The organism is Paraburkholderia sp. SSBN10T, from assembly GCF_056619545.1.
The window spans coordinates 1-17,789 of record NZ_JBWQQI010000029.1 but is presented as its reverse complement, the minus strand read 5'-3'; the positions used below and the strand labels follow the sequence as shown (position 1 = coordinate 17,789).

Genomic DNA, 17,789 nt, shown 5'->3' with positions numbered 1-17,789 from the left:
TGGCTCACCATCTCGCGCATGGAGAGGCATCTTGGCGAATAATGCACGTGAGTTCCGGCTGCGCCTAGCGAAGTCCACGGGGCTGACCGATTCGGCGATCAGCGCCGCCTGGCCCGAGTGGTGGAGCGACGCCGCCGACGCATCGCCGTCGGCTCAAGCGGAGCTGCGGTTTTCCTTGGCCCGCAACCTGGGACTCGACCCGTTAACCGTTCTCGACGATCAGACGCCTCAGTTCATCTGGGACGACTCCGCGAAGTACAAGAGCTTCAAGGGTGACGACCAGCGTGACAAGCCGGCCATCACGGCCTTTGGCAAATCCCTGGCTCGGATGCTCGTCAAATCGGTGGAGCAAACCGTTTCTCTGCAAGGCGTACCTGCCCTACAGCTACGCAATTTTATTTTGAAGGGCAACGACTACGTCGGCCTGATAGAACTGCTGGCCGCCCTGTGGGGGGCCGGCGTACCCGTTTTGCATCTGCGCGTTTACCCATTGGCGGCCAAGCGCATGAGTGCCATGGTGGCCAGTTTCAAGGATCGCTACGCAATCCTGCTAGCGAAAGACTCCTCGTACCCAGCATCGATTGCGTTCTATCTGGCCCATGAGATTGGCCACATCGCTTGCGGCCACGTCGAGGCTGGCTCGGCGCTTCTCGACATGGAAGATGACGAGAAGCCTGAAGAAAACGATGTGGAAGAAATCGAAGCGGATCGTTACGCGCTGGAACTGCTCACTGGCGACCCGGATTTCGAGGTATCCAAGCAGGGCGAGGGCCACAATGCGCGTGAGCTTGCCACCCAGGCACTGACTCTCGGCCCGAGCAACCGGATCGAACCCGGCACGCTTGCGCTGTGCTACGGCTACTCCACCGGCGAATGGGCGGTCGCCCAGAAAGCGATGAAGCACATCTACGCCAACGCCACGCCTGCCTGGGAAGTGGTCAATGGCATCGCATCCCAGCAAATGGCCTGGACGAACCTGAGTGACGAGAACGCGCACTTCGTGAAAGCAGTCATGGGAGCGGTCCGATGAGCAAAGCATTGATCGATACGGATGTCCTGCTCAAGACCGCATCGTACAAGTTGTTGAAGCAACTACTCGCGTCGGCGCCGTTCGAGAGCAAAGAGTTCGGGATGATCGCCGCTGCCCAATTCGTTGTGACGGGCAAGTTCAAGAAGAAGCTGAAGGAGCCACAGTTGGCAGAAGCCAAGGCTCACTTCCAGGAAGCTATGTCAGCCATAGCAGCGATCGAGCCGAGCTCTGAGGAACTCGCGCTGGCCGCCGAACTGGAAAGCGCGGCGGTAGAAATGGACGTTGACCTGGATTTGGGCGAAAGCCAAATCTGTGCTTTGATGGTGTCGCGGGGAATTGACTTGATGATGACCGGTGACAAGCGCGCCATCAAGGCGATTGCCGCGCTCAAAGTGCATACAGCGTGCGCCTACGCGCATGGAAAGGTGGCTTGCTTGGAACAACTGGTGCTATGGTTGATCGCGGGTGCGGGCCTGGATGCAGTGCAACCTTCCATCTGCATTCTGCCCGCAGTCGACACTAGCCTGACCATGGCGCTGGGTTGCCACTCTGGTGGCGCTCCCCTCGGATCCTGTCACGAGGGGCTGACGAGCTACATCAACAATATCCAGACGGAAGCGCCAAGTGTGTTGATCGACTATCCGGCCTAGTTCTTAAGGAACACGGCATACGGTTCGCACACCTCGGCTACCAAGTCGATCTGAATGCCCGAAGCAGCTTCTTCGGGCGCCGGGGGAATATCGACACCCTCACCCAGTTCCAGGCAGGCCTTGTCAACCCGGCCCCTAAGGTACTTTAGGCCAGACATCCCTCGGCTGTTGCCGATCGCCACGGTGACCCTGTTCAAGGGTAATACGAACTCTTCGCGACGAAGCTCTTTAATCGCCAGGGCGTACCTCGAACCGAGGACATTGATGGCCTCGGGCACCTCGCGCCAATCGTTACCATCGATCGAATAGTATTGTGCCCGCACGGGGTCGGCGAAGTGGTTCGACACCATTTCATTCATGCACAGAACCACTTTTTCGCCGCGTGCCTCGTGGCCTGCTACGAACGGCTGAACCATCGTCGCAGGATGACAAGTGTTCCCGCCATAGCCCCAAAGAGCGAAGCCAGCATCTTTGATCTCCTTGGTCTTGCGCTCGATAATGTCCTCAAGCGTTTCTTGTGCGTGGACGCCAACCTTCATGAACAAGATGCCCCGATTGGGTTGAATGATGCCGGCCATTATTGTCCTCTCTCAGCAAACGTTTCATATTCGTATTCGTCGTCATGCGCCATGCCGTAGTCGACGCGCTTTCGCTCACGCACGTACCTGATCTTGATTGGACGTCCGCTGCCGTAAAAATTTTCCAACCGGCTCGGATCGGTGATGGCATCGGAAGTCAGCGGCGCAGTTGTGCCCGGCAGCGACTTAATCATCAAGTTGCACGACCGTAGATCTGGGTTGTCATCCAAGTGATACAAGTGAACTCTGGATGCCATGCGCTGGATGTAAAAGCCGGAATTGAGCGCGAACCTCTGAACTTCGGCCAGAACTTGCTGCGGCCATTCCAGATCGTGATCGTCAGCGATCACAATCATGCCTTCACCCTTGTTCCCCACAGCCTCCATGCCGCGTTGAGAAAAGACGTTAACGCTAGCGCCGCCGTTGCTGGCACCCCAAGGAGGATTTGTATAGAAGCAGTCGAAGTGGCCGATGTTCGGGAAGGCCTCCAGCACGTTGTACAGGGTAGAGTCGAGCGTCTCGATCCGCTCGCGATCGGCGAAGCGCTTGATGGCGCCGCAGATGCGCTCGTCGAAATCGAAGACCTGAATCTTGGTCGGCCCGTAGCTCAGGATCTGTCGACGCATGAGATAGGCGACGCTTACGCTGATTGCATCCCCGTCACCAATGAACGCCAGCCTCTTGCCGTCGGCCCATTTTGCGACCATCTCGCTTTGAAGAACCATGTCGCCGGTCTTCATGTAGATTTGGTCCATTTCCCGTAGCGGTCTTGGCCGATTTTGGACCACATCGGAAATTGCATTAATTGCTGCCTTAAGATCGATCTCCCTTCGCTCCGCCATACGCCCCCCGATAAAGTGACCCATTTGAATGGTTTTAACTGGTACTAACGGACATGAAAAAATACTTGCGAATCAACTGACACCACTGGAGCAAAATATCACGAAAACTTTGCAATAGTCAGAAAATGATCAACAGTTAGATCAAGCGCAGAAGAAGTATCGAGAAAATAGCTTGGTCGACCCAGCATTAGCCCGTATTGGACGGCAACCGAGGCCTGCAATTTGACATGCATGTCCAGGTCATAGATTGAGGCGGACATACGCCCCTCCGCGTTCAGACGAATGCGTCGTTCCAATTCTTCCGGCTGGGTATAGGTACAAACAATGGCGTCGGGTTTCAGCGCCTGCAACTGCTCAATGGTGAAACCCGTCACCCTGAACCCATAGATTTCCTTGGTAACAGGATGGCTGTCTACAATGACGTGCCTAGATTGCCGTGCGGCCGCCACTTTGTCTATTAGCCTCTCGTCAGTAGCCACCACATCTTCGCGCGTCACCACGGTCGCCGATTCTCGGCGGATTTGCTGCGCATCAAGCGACGTGGCCGTGCGGGACGCAACGGTTTCTCTCAGCATGGCGCTGTACGAGAAAACACAAACCCCTGTGTTCCGCCCTAAGATTTCGTGGCAAATTGATGACTTGCCCGTCGCGGGCGCCCCGGTTAAATAGATCACACGTCCCATGTGATGTCCCCTTGATTCTGCCGCTGGCTATTGGTACGCGCAGTATCCCCTGGCAATTGTCGGATTGCCACCTGGCAGCATAATTTTGACGCAGCGATAGCGCCCCTGTCCGAACAAATAACCCGGTCCAAATAAGGAGATTCTCCATCACGACCGCGTGCGAACACAAAGGCCATGCCACGACGACAGTGACCTGTGCGAACTCGGAAAGAGCCAAACTGTCCGCCTCTAAGGTACAAACAACGTTGACCTTTAACGCAGCTGGATCGCAATCGGTATGGCTTGAGTCGCCATTAACGAAGTGGCGTCCAGATCAGGATAGCCTCCCATACGACTAGCTTATGCCACACTCTCCAGCAGCCAGATATTCCGGGATGTCGGCTAGGTCGAAGATCGTTAGCTTGTTGCCATAAACGGCTGCCGTGTCGATATTGATCACGCTTCCGCGCTGAGCGATTTCTCGAGTCGGTGTATGGCCCACGATAACGGCTATCACATTTTCCATGGGCGGAACCCTTGCGTTTGGTCGCCAACGAAGACGGCTCCACAATATGGAATTGCGTTCAATAGTATCGGTTGGACCATGTTCCAGGATATCGATCAGCTTGTCCCACTGGGGAAGAAGGGGATCGGCGTGAACAATCCCGACTCTACCGTGCACTGTCTCGACTTCGATCGCATAAGGTAAGGACGCGAAATACGAAGCGATGTTCATGACAGTGTCCGCCGCATCCCTCTCGACGGCACAATATAGCCGGATGAACCATTCTCCCCCATTGAGGATTAGGCTTTTCGTATCACCGTCCTCTTGAGCCCAGCTATCGATTCCCTTGTCAGGAACTGCCCGCACGGATTTAATCCGCTCGAAATCGTCAGCACGCGCACCACGCGAAAGCCAGTCAAGAATATTCTGTTCATGATTGCCGCGTACGGCCTTGATCTGATGACGATGCACGGCATCGAGAACTGACGGTGATTCCCGGCCTCGGTCGATCAGGTCCCCGACACTGAATAGTCGATCACGCGACGGATCGAAACTACGGGCAGCAAGCTCGAAGTCGAGAAGCGACAAACAACCATGCACGTCGCCGACAACGAAGTCCCGGCCAACGACGTTCTGCGGATATCGCTCGACAGCATGCGAATGGCTTGTGGCGATTGCCATATCCTCTGCGGTTACCCCGTTTGCATGGTCACATGCCTTCGTCGACGAAGCTGCTTGCGACGTCGGCCATCAGGCGACGTACTCGCCCCGGATATGCCGCGCAGCCTCGACGAGAGCATCTGGACAATCGAGCGCATCCATTGGCGCCACGGGTTGATCGACGTTCGCGTCGGCGCCGCCAATCGATCCGTTTGGAAAGTGGAACCCAGCCGCAACGCGCCACGAATTGCGAACCTCGCCCAGCGCCCGGAGAATGTCTCGGATCACGGGCAACGGCTGGCACTTGGCACCGAACTGATAACCCGCAAAATGTTCTTCGTCGTCAAACGCTACACTGAAGATGCGGCCGTGGCTTTTCCACTCGACTACCGGCTGAAACTCGTCCGCGGGAGGCGAGGACTGACGCTCCTTGACCTGCCTGGCAGTAAACCATTCGCCTTGGGTGAACACCGTCCAGAGGGTTTCCTGACACTGCATGCGCTCGTTGATCATGGTCACCTCGCGGACCGGAAGTGCCTCTAAATTATACGTCGCCACGCACTCTCGGCCCTGCGATGAAGTCGTGCCAGATCCTTGTCACGTCGCACTATGCCTGATCACAAAACTGCAACAAGAAGTAGCGCGATAGAAGAATCGCGAACCGGTCGGAACGCTAGCCTGCGATCCTCGAAATCGTCAGGATCGGAGAGTATGAGGGCCACCATGCCGCATGAGATATCGACAGCATGGCGGTCATAATTGCCGGTGGTCGTGTCCAGCGACCATCTCGTCAAACAAATGTGCAAAGCGTCACTCACTACCGCGTGGACTGAACGTCCGTGGAAACACGCGCACCCTCTCGGTCCTTCTTGGAAATCCCGCCCGAAGTGAAATATTCAGTTTTGGAACTAACAACTCCAAGGTCAATGTCGTGGGCGGTACGCGGCGATTGGCCTCTTGTGCGAAAGGGAAGTATTTGATTGGGCAAAGGCTGTCGCTGATGGGATGTGCGGCGCTTGTCCTGCGCTGGAAGCGCTGTTCGACGAGGCATTCCAACGCCAACGCTCATCACAGCGTGGAGCTACACGACGTCGTAGTCGAACACGCACGCAGCAAGCGTGTCCGTTGCCGCGTATGGGCCTCGCCCTCCACCTCTCATGCGTTGCTGCTCCGAGATCAGATGAAGATGCTTGCGCGCCCGAGAGCCAACAACGTAGAGCAATTTCTTGGCGCTGTTGATGCCTCTATCTGCCTCTGCTTCTTCGCTGAAATGCGGGATCATTCCCTGCAGCAGGCCAAACGCGATCACTACGTCGAATTCCGCACCCTTGACGCCATGGATAGTGTTGACGGTGATACCGCTTCGGTGTTGGAACACTTTACGGAAGAAGTCAATTCCGCTGATATATGCGGCGCCCTCCCTGTGTAACCGATCAATCTTCGCGGCCGAACTGTCAAAGAAGGCTTGATGATGCTCCGAGAGCAAAGAGTGTGATTGCCAGTCAACCCCGAGGCGATCCATCAACGAAGCGAAGAACTCCCTGAGATACAACAGCCCATCAGGCTGATTCAGCTGGATGGAATTGCTCTCCCGAAGAAGCTGCTTGGCGGACAGCTCCCGAGTGTCGATGCCTTCATTGCCAAGGTCTCTGATTACCTCTGCCGCCCAACGCAGCCGCCGCACATGCTGCGCGGGGGACGCCTCCGTCAGCGCGATCCGCGACAAGCGATACCAGAAGTTCTCCTGATCGCGACTGAAGGGGATCATGCCTGGGCCGTCGAACTGGTACTCTGGCAAAGTGCCTGCAAGTCGACGTGTCACTCCCGCCAACAGAATCCACCACGGCGCCAGAACACAGATCTGATCCGCGGGAACCCCTTGGGCGGTGCTGAGCCTGATTAGTCTCACAAGCTCGGCCTCCAGCTGGTCTCGCTCCACATTGGTGTTGTAGCTAATGCTGCTGGGGAACGCTCGGTCGGACGCGGCTCCGCGAATGTCGGTCGCCTGAACAGTGAAGTTCGAGAAGTACCTGATCAGCCGATCGGTGGACCGATAGTTTTCAGATAGTGCGCGCTCCTCCAGTCGAACACCACAGAGCTGCCGAAGTTCGGCAACCGGCATCGCGAAGCCGCCAAGCGAGCCAAAGATCGCCTGGTTGGGATCGCCCACAACAAACAGTTTTGTTCGCTCAGATCCAGCCCTCACGATGGCGGCGACGACCTCGTATTGAATCCTCTTCGTGTCCTGGTATTCGTCAACCAGCATCCACGAGAAGATGTTAGCCAGGACCTTCGCGATCTGAGGTTGACTTTGGATCAGGCGCGACGCATAGAAGAGGATCTGCTCGAAGTCAATTTGCCTGTTGTCCGCAAGACGGCGGAAGTACAGCGCAAAGATGGCATGAAGCCGTTGGTGTTTGCTTTGGTCACTGCACGCCAGTACGTACCCTTGATCCGTGAAATAGTATTCGCAGTCCCAGTAGGTGATTCCTCGCTGCGTTCGGCACAGTTCTTCCAGTAGCTTCTCTTGCTCATGGCTGTCCATGATCCGGAAGCCCCGCGCTAACGCGGGCTCGTAGATGCCGTAGGGCTTCAGAATCCATTCCAGACAGAAGGAGTGAATCGTCCCTATCCATAGCTGCGACGTGTCGACGCCAAGCCCTTCGATACGCTCGTGAATTTCGTCGGCTGCTCGGTGCGTATAGGTGAGGGCGACGACGAACTGCCGCTTGCTCTGCAGGCGTGACAGCTCATAAGCGATCTTATAGGTAAGTGTTCTGGTCTTTCCGCTGCCCGGGCAGGCAACCAGGAACACGCTGTTCTCTTCGCGTACAGCCTCCGACTGTTCATCATTCAGCTCGGTCCGAGTCCAGACGAACGTCACGGCAGATCTCCCAGAAATGCAAGGATCTGATCGCCGGGGAGCCCTACAGCTGCCTCCGCCCTGATAGTGTTGAAGTCAACTCGGCCTGCGCGATACTCCAGCAGACGTTCCCAATAGCGTTGCAGTGCTGGTGGTGTGGCGGCTCCGCCCGGATCGTTAACGGTCACTCTGTGCTTCAGTATGCTGAAGATCAGCTCGGTCGAGAACGTGCCGTGAGCGAAGATGATCGCCTGCCGGATGTAGGGGGGAACGACGGTCCTGTGATCTATCCGTTTGCCCAGAAGAATGGCGAACCAACCCTTGCCTTCATAGTTGGCCATCGTGAGCACTCGCCTCCCGAACTGAGCGGGATCGCCCGAGTTCAACTCAACTATGGACTGAGCGCGCGTTGCGGGCTGCGTATAGACGTCGTTGACTGATGCGACCACCGTCTCCGCATTGCCGCATGCCACGAAGTCAACCTCGAACGTATTGGCGGCATAGAAGGGCCGAAGCCAAGCGTTACCAACGGCCTGTGCATCGAGTACAACTTTGCGAGCCGCTCCGGACGTTTGGGCTCCGAGCAGTTTACTCTTGAACTTCAACGTCTCAGGATCGTCCCCAGGTAGGGGGGCCGTGTTCATAAATGCCGCGTCCAGGTCTGTGATGATCGAGCAACGTCGGCGGACTCGAGTCTCGTGGAACAGCACAGAGACATTGGCGAAGCCAGTGCTGCCGATATTGACCAGACTGATTCCAAGCTCGTCAAGGCTTACGCCAAGAACCTTCTTCACCATCAATGGGATGAGGATCTCTTCGGCGTCGCCCTCCACCAGGAGCACGCTCTTTGCGAAGAGCAGGTTGCTGCGAACGGCATCGAGGTAGCGCTGGAGGTTGCCCACCTGCTCAGGAGCAAGCCCTGTAGTCGGCTGGAACGCCTCACAAGCAGTCCCGTTACGCCCCAAGATGTTAACGCTCTGGATGTTGCTCACCTCGGAGATATGTGTCGAATGCGTCGAGTAGATAATCTGCGCCCCGGCGTATCCGATTCGATCGAACAGCGTCTTCTGGACGTGCGTATGCAGATGCGCCTCTGGCTCCTCGATAAGCAGAAAGTTTGCAAGCGCCTGACGTTCATGCTGGTACTTGAACTCCAGAAGCTTCAGCGTGAGGAAAATTAGATTGGCCCCCCCAAGGCTGAGCTCCTGGATGCTGCCCTCATGGGCCGCATCGAACTCGCCGACGAAGAGCTTGAGTGACTGGAACAGCAAATCCGCTTCATCCGGAAGATCAGACTTGATTGCCAGCAAGGACGGAGAGTAGGTCTGCCCAGCAGCTCCATGGATGGTCTCGACGATGTCGGAGCGCACAGTTCGCACATCGTTCAGATTCTCAATTTCTCTGTTCAGTTGTCGTGCGCGGTCTACGATTGGTTGAAACTGTACAGGGTCAATCTGTCCGCTCTTGCTCTTCAACAGTGTGAGAAGTGGGTTGGTCCGGTTGTTATGGAACTCGGATACCACATCGCGCAGAGCCTGAATGAAGGTGAATGACACCTCCTTGGTGACTGACAGCGTACCCGGAATGCGAGCACCTAGCTCCGGAAACTCAACTTCATTGCTAAATAGAGCGTTGCCAAAGTCTCCTGCGATGCGCCGGTAGACCGCTGGATCTGCAAAATCGGCAACACTTTTCCCCGTAAATAGAGTTTCGTAGTCGTCGATCGTTACCCGATCAAGAATCGCGTTCATCCCGGCAGCATCAAAGTCCGCGAGTGCTGCCAGATTCATTCTGATCTGCTTATTTGGGCGGAATATCAGGTTGTACGTTGCTCGCTCTATCACGCCACCAGCCTGCCCAACTCCCGTACCATGGACGAAGAGCGCCTGGATCGCCTCATCTGCGCTGATCTCCTCAAACTCGACGCTGATGATGATCCAGTGACCGCGCCAGGGACCAAGTCCCCTATAGAAGTCTGACTCGTTGAGCTTGTATGAAGATCGGACCATGTTGTCGTCCAACATGAGTCTGATCGCTCTTAATACGTTGGTCTTTCCCGCGCCATTTTCGCCAATGATCGTATTGACGCCTTTGCTGAATCGCAGCGTGGCGTTAGCGAAATTTCGATAATTTATGAGTGTTAGCTTGGAAATGTGCACGCGTGTCCCCGCTTTGTTATGCCGCACGAGCTCACAAGTTATCACAGACTCCTGCGAGAACGCTCGCTGAAGCCGGCGAAAGGCGCCTCCTAGTCAAGGCCGTGCAAAAACGTACGACTTCGACATCAAGTGTGAAGGTCGACCACGGGAATGCCCGAATTGGCTCCGTGACACGTTTTGGTGCTGCAGCCTGATTGACGTTAGGGCTAATATTTCCGCAAAGTGCAATCTCGATAGGAAGTTATGTGACTCTGTTCTATTGAAATAATCGCACAGGATTTGCTAGCTCCGAGGGGGATCATGCTTCGCCAAGTTTGAAGGCGATCGGCGGTGCGAATGTCACGCCATAAGAGACTGTGCGTTTTCGTTCCTACTAAAAAATTCACTTCTGCTCGAACGGGACACTTCGTCGGAATTGGCCAAAATATCCACAATTCGGATTTTTCGTCATTCCGACGTGCATCCCCTATTTCAAGGCATTTTCGCGACTAAAATATCCATAATTTTAGTCAATTCAAGAAACCACCAACGCCCGCCCCCGCCTCACTCCACCGTCACCGACTTCGCCAGATTCCGCGGCTTATCGACATCCGTGCCCCGCGCGCACGCCGTGTGATACGCGAGCATCTGCAGCGGCACCACATGCAGGATCGGCGACAGCAACCCATAATGCTCCGGCATCCGGATCACGTGCAGCCCCTCATCGTTGACGATGCGCGTATCCGAATCCGCGAACACATAAAGCTGACCGCCGCGCGCGCGCACTTCCTGAATATTCGACTTGAGCTTCTCGAGCAGCGCATCGTTCGGCGCCACCGTCACCACCGGCATCGCTTCCGTCACCAGCGCCAGCGGCCCGTGCTTCAACTCACCCGCCGGATACGCCTCGGCGTGGATATACGAAATTTCCTTGAGCTTCAGCGCGCCTTCGAGCGCGATCGGATAGTGCAAACCACGCCCGAGGAACAACGCATTTTCCTTGCGTGAAAACTCGTCCGACCACGCAATGATCTGCGGCTCCAGCGCCAGCACGCTGTTGAGCGCCGCCGGCAAGTGCCGCAACTGCTTGATGTAATCCGCTTCCTCGGCCGCGCTCACATGACCGCGCAGCTTGCCGAGCGTGACCGCCAGCACGAACAGCGCCACCAGTTGCGTCGTAAACGCCTTGGTCGACGCCACACCAATCTCGCGGCCCGCATGCGTGAGGAACGAGAACTCGGTCTGCCGCACCATCGCGCTCGTGCCGACGTTGCATACCGCCAGCGTATGCTGATGCCCGAGCGACTGGGCATGCTTCAACGCCGCCAGCGTGTCCGCGGTCTCGCCCGACTGCGAGATCACCACCACCAGGGCCTTCGGATTCGGCACCGACTCACGATAGCGATACTCGCTCGCAATCTCCACCTGGGTCGGGATCTTCGCCACCGACTCGAGCCAGTACTTCGCCGTCAGCCCCGAGTAATAGCTCGTGCCGCACGCGAGAATCAGCAGGCTGTCGATACCCTCGAACACCTTCTGCGCACCTTCGCCGAACAGCGAGGCATCGAAGGTTTCGGCCTGGGGGATCGTGTCGGCGATCGCGCGGGGCTGCTCGAAGATCTCCTTCTGCATGAAGTGACGATACGGTCCCAGTTCGACCGCGCCGCCATACGCCGCCACCTGGCGCACTTCACGTTCCACGTCGTTGCCGCCACGGTCCGCGATACGCACGCGTTCGAGCGTCAGCTCGCACACGTCGCCTTCTTCGAGGAAGATGAAGTGCTCGGTGCTGCCGGCCAGCGCCAGCGCGTCCGACGCGAGGAAGTTCTCACCCTGCCCAAGCCCGACAACGAGCGGCGAACCCTGGCGCGCGCCCACCACCGTATGCGGCTGATCCTTATGCAGCACGGCGATCGCATACGCGCCGTGCAACTGCTTCACCGCCGCGCGCACCGTGGCAAACAGATCGCCCTGATACAGGCTGTGCACCAGATGCGCGATCACTTCCGTGTCGGTCTGCGAGACGAACTCGTAACCCTTGCCGCGCAGCATCTCGCGCAACGCTTCGTAATTCTCGATGATGCCGTTGTGAACCAGCGCCAGCGCGTTGCGCGAGAAGATCGGGTGGGCGTTGTCCGTCACCGGCGCGCCGTGCGTCGCCCAGCGCGTGTGAGCGATCCCAGTGATGCCTTCGAGGTGGTTCTCGCGCACCTGCTCGTCGAGATCCGCCACCCGCGCCACGCTGCGCGCGCGCTGCGGTTCGCCGTTGGACAGCACGGCGACGCCGCACGAATCGTAGCCGCGATATTCGAGGCGACGCAGTCCTTCGATCAGGACGGGAACGATATTACGCTGCGCAACTGCGCCAACAATGCCGCACATAGATTCTTGATCCTTTGCAGGGGTTGGGTTTCAAGGCGCGCAGGGACCGCGCGCCGGAGGCCCTTCAGCTTTTCTTTTTAACCGGGCGGACAAAACCCGTCTTGCTCGTCTGGGTCTTGTCGTTCAGCACCAGCACGTTTTCTTCGACGTCCTTCCAGATCGTCGTGCCCGCGGCGATCGTCACACCGCGGCCGACGCGCACCGGCGCGACCAGTTGCGTATCCGAGCCGACAAACACATCGTCTTCGATGATCGTGCGGAACTTGTTCGCGCCGTCATAGTTGCAGGTGATGGTGCCCGCGCCGATGTTCACGCGCGCGCCGATATCCGCGTCGCCGATGTAGGTCAGGTGATTCGCCTTCGAGCCGTGGCCCAGCACGGCATTCTTCACTTCGACGAAGTTGCCGACGTGCGACTCGTCGTGCAGCGCTGCGCCCGGCCGCAGCCGCGCGTACGGTCCGAGCACGACGTTCGCGCCGACTTCTGCGCCTTCGATGTGCGTGAACGCTTCGACGCGCGTGCCTGCGCCGAGCGTGGCATTGTGGATCACGCAGTTCGGGCCGATGGTTACGTTGTCCGCGAGCGTCACGCGCCCTTCGAACACGCAGTTCACGTCGATCGAGACGTCACGGCCGCATTCGAGCGTGCCGCGCACGTCGATACGCGCCGGGTCGGCCAGCGTGACGCCCTCCACCAAGAGCGCTTCGGCGACGTTGTGCTGATGAACCCGTTCCAGTTCGGCCAATTGCTGCTTGCTGTTGACGCCGAGTGTTTCCCACTCTTCATCCGGTTGCGCAGTGACGACCTCGAAACCGGCTTCGATCGCACGCTCGACCACATCGGTCAGATAGAACTCGCCCTGCGCGTTGTCGTTCTTCAGCGCCGCGAGCCACATGCCGAGTTGCGCGGTAGGCGTCACGACAATGCCGGTGTTGATTTCGGCGATGCGCAGTTGCTCCGGCGAGGCATCCTTCTGCTCGACGATGCGCACCACGCAGCCGGTCTGGTCCCGCACGATGCGCCCATACCCCGACGGATCGTCGAGCGTCACGGTCAGCACGCCATAGCAGCCTTCTGCGGCGCTCTCGACGAGACGCTTGAGCGTGCTGGCCCGCGTGAGCGGCACGTCGCCGTAGAGCACCAGCGTCGGCACGGTGGGATCGAGCAACGGCAAGGCCTGCTGCACCGCGTGCCCGGTACCGAGCTGCTGCTCCTGCACGGCGAACAGCACGTCAGGCGCCTCGACTGCCGCGCGCACGGCGTCGCCGCCATGGCCGATCACCACGACGAGCCGGGCAGGCTTGAGCGTACGGGCGGTGTTGATAACGTGAGACAGGAGCGGCCGGCCGGCCAGGGGATGGAGCACCTTGGGCAGCGCAGAGCGCATGCGCTTACCGGTGCCTGCCGCCAAAATCACGATGTTCATGGCGTCGGCGAGGGGACGAGTTTGGAGCCGGTAATTCTAGCATGCGGCTCATGACGGCGAAGCAGGCCGCCGGGCTTGCGTCGGCGGCCTGCAAGCCCCGAAGCGTCTGGCTTGCGGGGTTTATCGAAACAGCGGTGTCACATCAAAGATCGTCAAACTGCACGATCGAAATCGGCTTCGATCCGTTGAACGGCGCGCCCTCTTCGGAACCGGTCGAGCACGGTTCTTCGTCGAAAGCGATATCGCCGTGCGGATCGGCCTCGCCCGTCGCGCGCAGATCGGCGAACGGGAACAGCTTGTGATCCATCAGATGCGACGGCACGATGTTCGAGAGCGCGTTGAACATATTCTCGACACGGCCCGGGAAGCGTTTGTCCCAATCGCGGATTAGCGCCTTCATTTCCGCGCGCTTCAGATTGGGCTGGCTGCCGCACAGGTTGCACGGAATGATCGGAAATTCGCGCAACTCCGCGTATTTCTCCAGATCGGCTTCCTTCACGTAGGCGAGCGGCCGGATCACGATGTTTTTGCCGTCGTCCGATTGCAGCTTGGGCGGCATGCCCTTCAGCTTGCCGCCGTAGAACAGGTTCAGCAGCAGCGTCTGCAGGATGTCGTCGCGATGGTGGCCAAGCGCGATCTTGGTGGCGCCCAGTTCCCCCGCCACGCGGTACAGGATGCCGCGGCGCAGCCGCGAGCACAGCGAGCAGGTGGTCTTGCCTTCCGGCACCAGCCGCTTGACGATGCTGTAGGTGTCCTGGTTCTCGATATGGAACGGGATATCCAGTTGCTTCAGGTATTCCGGCAGAACGTGCTCCGGAAAGCCCGGCTGCTTCTGGTCGAGGTTCACCGCGACAATGTCGAAGTGGATCGGCGCCCGCTCGCGCAGGCGCATCAGCACGTCGAGCATGGCGTAGCTGTCTTTGCCGCCCGACAGGCAGACCATCACCTTGTCGCCTTCTTCGATCATGTTGAAGTCGCCGATCGCCTGGCCGACGAGGCGCGCAAGCCGCTTGAACAGCTTGTTGTTCTCGTACGCCTCTTTCTGCTCGCGGCGCGTGAGCGCGGGCTTGGCAGGCCGTTCGGCGCTCGCCGCGGCGCGCTCGCCGGCCGCCACGGTCTGAGCCGTCCCGGCGCTCAGGATGTCAGGAGCGTTCATGGCTCAATCCTCTTTGATACGGAAGACTTCGACGCCAACCGCGTCGCAGTCCGGATAGACGTCCGGCTTCTCGGTCGACACGCGGGCGGCGCGCACCTGCGGGTGCGCGAGCAGCGCGCTGACGAGGTCGTCGCAGAGCGTTTCCTGCAGGTGAATGTGACCGCGTTCGACGCGGCGCGCGATGGTGGCGCGCATGAAGTCGTAGTCGACGACTTCGCGCAGCTTGTCTTCGACCGGTGTCGAGAGCGCCAGCGGTACGAACAATTCGACGTTGATCACGACGCGCTGCTCGCCGCGCTTTTCGAAGTCGTGCACGCCGATGTTGATGTGCACTTCGTAATTGCGCAGAAAAAGCCGGCGGCAATCGGCTAGCCGGGGGTGCGAAAGAGCGGCAAACATGATCGTTCCAGTCAAAAAAAGCGTGCGGGCACGCAAGGGGGCGCCTCAAGGCACAACGGCACTCACAGGCCGTGCGCGTTCAGGCACCCAGCAAAAACATCACGTCACGCGGGGACGGCACGAGGTGCTGACCACCGTCGACGACCAGCGTCGTTCCCGTCACGCCCGCCGCCTCGGCCAGATACAGCGCGGCGGCGACGATATCCTCGGGCCGCGACGCACGGCCGAGCGGGGTGACGCGGTGAGCTTCGGCAAAACCTTCCGGCGTCTGCTCACCGGACTGCAGCGTCAGGCCGGGCGCGAGGCCCACCACGCGCAACTTCGGCGCCAGCGCCTGAGCGAGCGCCACGGTGGCTGTCTGCAACGCCGCCTTGGACAGCGTATAGGACAGGTAATCCGGATTCATGTTGTACAGCTTCTGGTCCAGCACGTTCACGACGACGGCGCGCTGCGACTCATCGCTGCGGGCGGCTTCGGGCGTGAGCTCGTACAGCATACGCGCCAGCACCAGCGGCGCGCCGAGATTGATGGCCGTATGGGTCAGCAGACGCTCGTAACCGACGTTCTGGGCGGTATCCTCGTCGAACTGGGAGGCATTGTTGACGATACACACCGGCCGGCCGAGCGCCGCGTGGCAGTCCGGTACGAGCCGCGCGACTTCAGCCTCGACCGCCAGATCCGCCTGCAACGCAACCGCGCGACGGCCGAGCGCGGCGATTTCGGCGACCACCTGATCGGCCTCCACCTTCGATTTTCCGTAATGCACGGCCACGTCCCAGCCCCGGCTGGCAAAGCCGAGCGCGAGCGCGCGGCCGATTCTGCGGGCGGCGCCGGTAATCAGCACGACCCGCGCGGCGGCGGCCGGACGGGCGTGGACTGCGGAAGTGTCGGAGGGGGCGGTCATTTACAATACGCGGATGAATCATCCGAAAGCTCACCAACCAGATAGTTTACCTGCTCCCGGCCCGAGCGCGCTTGCGCAGTCGGAAGCGCTGTCCGCGCAGATCCGCGCGGAGATCGCACAGGCCGGCGGCTGGCTGCCGTTCGACCGCTATATGGAACAGGCCTTATACGCACCGGGACTGGGCTACTACGGCGGCGGATCGATCAAATTCGGCCGCCGTCCGGAAGACGGCAGCGACTTCGTCACGGCTCCGGAGCTCTCGCCGCTGTTCGCCGCCACGCTGGCGCGACCGGTCGCGCAGGCGCTGCAGGCGAGCGATACGCGTCACGTGATGGAATTCGGCGCCGGCACAGGCAAGCTTGCGGCCGGCCTGCTGCAGGCACTGGACGAATTGGGCGCGCCGTTCGAGACCTATTCGATCGTGGACCTGTCGGGAGAATTACGTGAACGGCAACGCGAGACGATCGAAGCGCAGGTGCCGTCACTAGCGGAGCGAGTGCGCTGGCTGGATGCCTTACCGGAGCACTTCGAAGGCGTGGTGATCGGCAACGAGGTACTGGACGCGATGCCGGTGCGGCTCTTTGCGCACGCGGACGGCGCCTGGCAGGAACGAGGCGTAACGCTACGGGACGATGGCTTAGCCTTTGCCGACCGGCCGGTGAGCACGACGCGGGATGCCGAGTTTCTGACCGGTCTGGAAGTGGGCGGCGAGTACGTCACGGAGACGCACGACGCGGCGCGGGCGTTTACGCGAACGATCTGCACGATGCTGACGCGCGGCGCGGCGTTGCTGATCGACTACGGATTTCCGCGACACGAGTACTACCACGCACAGCGTGAGCAAGGGACGTTGATGTGCCACTACCGGCACCGTGCGCACGGCGATCCGTTTTTGTATCCGGGCTTGCAGGACATTACGGCGCACGTGGAGTTTACGGGCATTGCCGAGGCGGGCGTGGATACCGGAGCGGATTTGCTGGGATATACGTCGCAGGCGCGGTTTCTGTTGAATGCGGGGATTACCGAAGTATTGGGGGAGATCGACCCGGCGGATACCGCGCGGTTTTTGCCTGCGGCGAATGCGGTGCAGAAGTTGTTGTCCGAGGCGGAGATGGGCGAGTTGTTCAAGGTGATCGCGTTTTCGCGGGGCATCGAGGAGACGCTCGATGCGTTTGCGAGCGGGGATAGGACGCATACGTTGTGAAGCCGTTCGGGTTGAGGGGCGGTTACGGTTTGCAACTCCGTTAGGGGATCGCGATGATTCGGTGGTTGTTGACTACGTTTGTCGCCGTGGCCATTTTGTCGGCCTGCTGGCCGTGGCTCAGGAAGGTTGGGGTTGGGCGGATGCCCGGGGATGTGACTCTCAAGATGTTCGGGAAGGAGTATCCGTTTCCTTTTATGTCTACTCTTGTTTTGTCTATGGTTTTGGCTTTTTTGGTTAAGGTGTTGTAGTGGGTGGTTTTTTTGCCTGCGGCGCTTGGTTGTTGTTCTTGGGGTGTTGGCCTTTCCTTGCTTTCTTATTGGTTTATTAGCGTTGCCCCTGTGCGGGGCGGCACCTACTTTTCTTTGCCGCCGTGTATGGACCGGAGACATG

Annotated in this window: 16 protein-coding genes; 4 read left to right on the top strand and 12 right to left on the bottom strand. The window is 59.1% G+C overall.

Annotated features, from left to right (window positions below):
- Window positions 1–31 precede the first annotated feature (31 nt).
- Together AC1ECK_RS31810 and AC1ECK_RS31805 are read left to right on the top strand one after the other, a co-directional pair.
- Window positions 32–1,030 carry an ImmA/IrrE family metallo-endopeptidase gene (locus AC1ECK_RS31810; protein WP_480326443.1) on the top strand — a complete coding sequence of 333 codons (999 nt, stop codon included), beginning with the start codon at window positions 32–34 and terminating at the stop codon, window positions 1,028–1,030.
- Entirely contained in the window at window positions 1,027–1,680 is a 654-nt protein-coding gene (locus AC1ECK_RS31805; protein WP_480326441.1) for a hypothetical protein, read from the top strand. The genes AC1ECK_RS31810 and AC1ECK_RS31805 overlap by 4 nt, the downstream gene beginning before the upstream one ends.
- Here the strand turns inward: AC1ECK_RS31805 and AC1ECK_RS31800 are convergent.
- The 12 genes from AC1ECK_RS31800 to AC1ECK_RS31745 all read right to left on the bottom strand — a co-directional run bounded on the left by AC1ECK_RS31800 (window position 1,677) and on the right by AC1ECK_RS31745 (window position 16,195).
- Window positions 1,677–2,258: a hypothetical protein gene (locus AC1ECK_RS31800; protein ID WP_480326439.1), complete on the bottom strand. Its 582-nt coding sequence runs from the start codon at window positions 2,256–2,258 to the stop codon at window positions 1,677–1,679. The genes AC1ECK_RS31805 and AC1ECK_RS31800 overlap by 4 nt on opposite strands.
- Window positions 2,258–3,100: a bis-aminopropyl spermidine synthase family protein gene (locus tag AC1ECK_RS31795; RefSeq protein ID WP_480326587.1), complete on the bottom strand. Its 843-nt coding sequence runs from the start codon at window positions 3,098–3,100 to the stop codon at window positions 2,258–2,260. The genes AC1ECK_RS31800 and AC1ECK_RS31795 overlap by 1 nt, the downstream gene beginning before the upstream one ends.
- A gap of 98 nt (window positions 3,101–3,198) precedes the next feature.
- The gene (locus AC1ECK_RS31790; RefSeq protein WP_480326437.1) at window positions 3,199–3,783 is read right to left on the bottom strand and encodes an ATP-binding protein; all 585 of its coding nucleotides are present in this window, start codon (window positions 3,781–3,783) and stop codon (window positions 3,199–3,201) included.
- A gap of 334 nt (window positions 3,784–4,117) precedes the next feature.
- Window positions 4,118–4,948 (bottom strand): metallophosphoesterase, encoded by an 831-nt coding sequence (locus AC1ECK_RS31785; RefSeq protein WP_480326435.1) that lies wholly within the window; start codon window positions 4,946–4,948, stop codon window positions 4,118–4,120.
- 69 nt (window positions 4,949–5,017) lie between these two features.
- Window positions 5,018–5,440, bottom strand: coding sequence for a hypothetical protein (locus AC1ECK_RS31780; protein WP_480326433.1), 423 nt, complete (start codon window positions 5,438–5,440; stop codon window positions 5,018–5,020).
- A gap of 568 nt (window positions 5,441–6,008) precedes the next feature.
- Complete coding sequence (locus AC1ECK_RS31775; RefSeq protein WP_480326431.1) at window positions 6,009–7,811, bottom strand: UvrD-helicase domain-containing protein; 1,803 nt, start codon at window positions 7,809–7,811, stop codon at window positions 6,009–6,011.
- Entirely contained in the window at window positions 7,808–9,949 is a 2,142-nt protein-coding gene (locus AC1ECK_RS31770) for an ATP-dependent nuclease (protein WP_480326429.1), read from the bottom strand. Before AC1ECK_RS31770 ends, AC1ECK_RS31775 begins: the two co-directional genes overlap by 4 nt.
- A gap of 543 nt (window positions 9,950–10,492) precedes the next feature.
- Window positions 10,493–12,310: a glutamine--fructose-6-phosphate transaminase (isomerizing) gene (gene glmS / locus AC1ECK_RS31765; RefSeq protein ID WP_480326427.1), complete on the bottom strand. Its 1,818-nt coding sequence runs from the start codon at window positions 12,308–12,310 to the stop codon at window positions 10,493–10,495.
- A gap of 64 nt (window positions 12,311–12,374) precedes the next feature.
- Entirely contained in the window at window positions 12,375–13,736 is a 1,362-nt protein-coding gene (gene glmU / locus AC1ECK_RS31760) for a bifunctional UDP-N-acetylglucosamine diphosphorylase/glucosamine-1-phosphate N-acetyltransferase GlmU (protein ID WP_480326425.1), read from the bottom strand.
- Window positions 13,737–13,878: 142 nt separating this feature from the next.
- Entirely contained in the window at window positions 13,879–14,892 is a 1,014-nt protein-coding gene (gene ttcA, locus AC1ECK_RS31755; protein WP_480326423.1) for a tRNA 2-thiocytidine(32) synthetase TtcA, read from the bottom strand.
- 3 nt (window positions 14,893–14,895) lie between these two features.
- Window positions 14,896–15,291: a dihydroneopterin aldolase gene (locus AC1ECK_RS31750; RefSeq protein WP_137959664.1), complete on the bottom strand. Its 396-nt coding sequence runs from the start codon at window positions 15,289–15,291 to the stop codon at window positions 14,896–14,898.
- Window positions 15,292–15,370: 79 nt separating this feature from the next.
- Window positions 15,371–16,195 (bottom strand): SDR family oxidoreductase, encoded by an 825-nt coding sequence (locus tag AC1ECK_RS31745; protein ID WP_480326421.1) that lies wholly within the window; start codon window positions 16,193–16,195, stop codon window positions 15,371–15,373.
- Between the two features lie 13 nt (window positions 16,196–16,208).
- Between AC1ECK_RS31745 and AC1ECK_RS31740 the strand changes: the two genes are divergently transcribed.
- Together AC1ECK_RS31740 and AC1ECK_RS31735 are read left to right on the top strand one after the other, a co-directional pair.
- Window positions 16,209–17,399 (top strand): class I SAM-dependent methyltransferase, encoded by a 1,191-nt coding sequence (locus AC1ECK_RS31740; RefSeq protein WP_480326419.1) that lies wholly within the window; start codon window positions 16,209–16,211, stop codon window positions 17,397–17,399.
- Between the two features lie 53 nt (window positions 17,400–17,452).
- Window positions 17,453–17,647 carry a DUF2905 domain-containing protein gene (locus tag AC1ECK_RS31735; protein WP_480326417.1) on the top strand — a complete coding sequence of 65 codons (195 nt, stop codon included), beginning with the start codon at window positions 17,453–17,455 and terminating at the stop codon, window positions 17,645–17,647.
- Window positions 17,648–17,789: the final 142 nt, after the last annotated feature.

Coding starts and splice junctions, on each gene's coding strand:
- AC1ECK_RS31790 (WP_480326437.1), bottom strand. CDS start 3,783: ATGGGACGTGTGATCTATTTAACCGGGGCGCCCGCGACGGGCAAGTCA.
- ttcA (WP_480326423.1), bottom strand. CDS start 14,892: ATGAACGCTCCTGACATCCTGAGCGCCGGGACGGCTCAGACCGTGGCG.
- AC1ECK_RS31740 (WP_480326419.1), top strand. CDS start 16,209: ATGAATCATCCGAAAGCTCACCAACCAGATAGTTTACCTGCTCCCGGC.
- AC1ECK_RS31805 (WP_480326441.1), top strand. CDS start 1,027: ATGAGCAAAGCATTGATCGATACGGATGTCCTGCTCAAGACCGCATCG.
- AC1ECK_RS31785 (WP_480326435.1), bottom strand. CDS start 4,948: ATGGCAATCGCCACAAGCCATTCGCATGCTGTCGAGCGATATCCGCAG.
- glmU (WP_480326425.1), bottom strand. CDS start 13,736: ATGAACATCGTGATTTTGGCGGCAGGCACCGGTAAGCGCATGCGCTCT.
- AC1ECK_RS31800 (WP_480326439.1), bottom strand. CDS start 2,258: ATGGCCGGCATCATTCAACCCAATCGGGGCATCTTGTTCATGAAGGTT.
- AC1ECK_RS31745 (WP_480326421.1), bottom strand. CDS start 16,195: ATGACCGCCCCCTCCGACACTTCCGCAGTCCACGCCCGTCCGGCCGCC.
- glmS (WP_480326427.1), bottom strand. CDS start 12,310: ATGTGCGGCATTGTTGGCGCAGTTGCGCAGCGTAATATCGTTCCCGTC.
- AC1ECK_RS31780 (WP_480326433.1), bottom strand. CDS start 5,440: ATGATCAACGAGCGCATGCAGTGTCAGGAAACCCTCTGGACGGTGTTC.
- AC1ECK_RS31750 (WP_137959664.1), bottom strand. CDS start 15,291: ATGTTTGCCGCTCTTTCGCACCCCCGGCTAGCCGATTGCCGCCGGCTT.
- AC1ECK_RS31795 (WP_480326587.1), bottom strand. CDS start 3,100: ATGGCGGAGCGAAGGGAGATCGATCTTAAGGCAGCAATTAATGCAATT.
- AC1ECK_RS31735 (WP_480326417.1), top strand. CDS start 17,453: ATGATTCGGTGGTTGTTGACTACGTTTGTCGCCGTGGCCATTTTGTCG.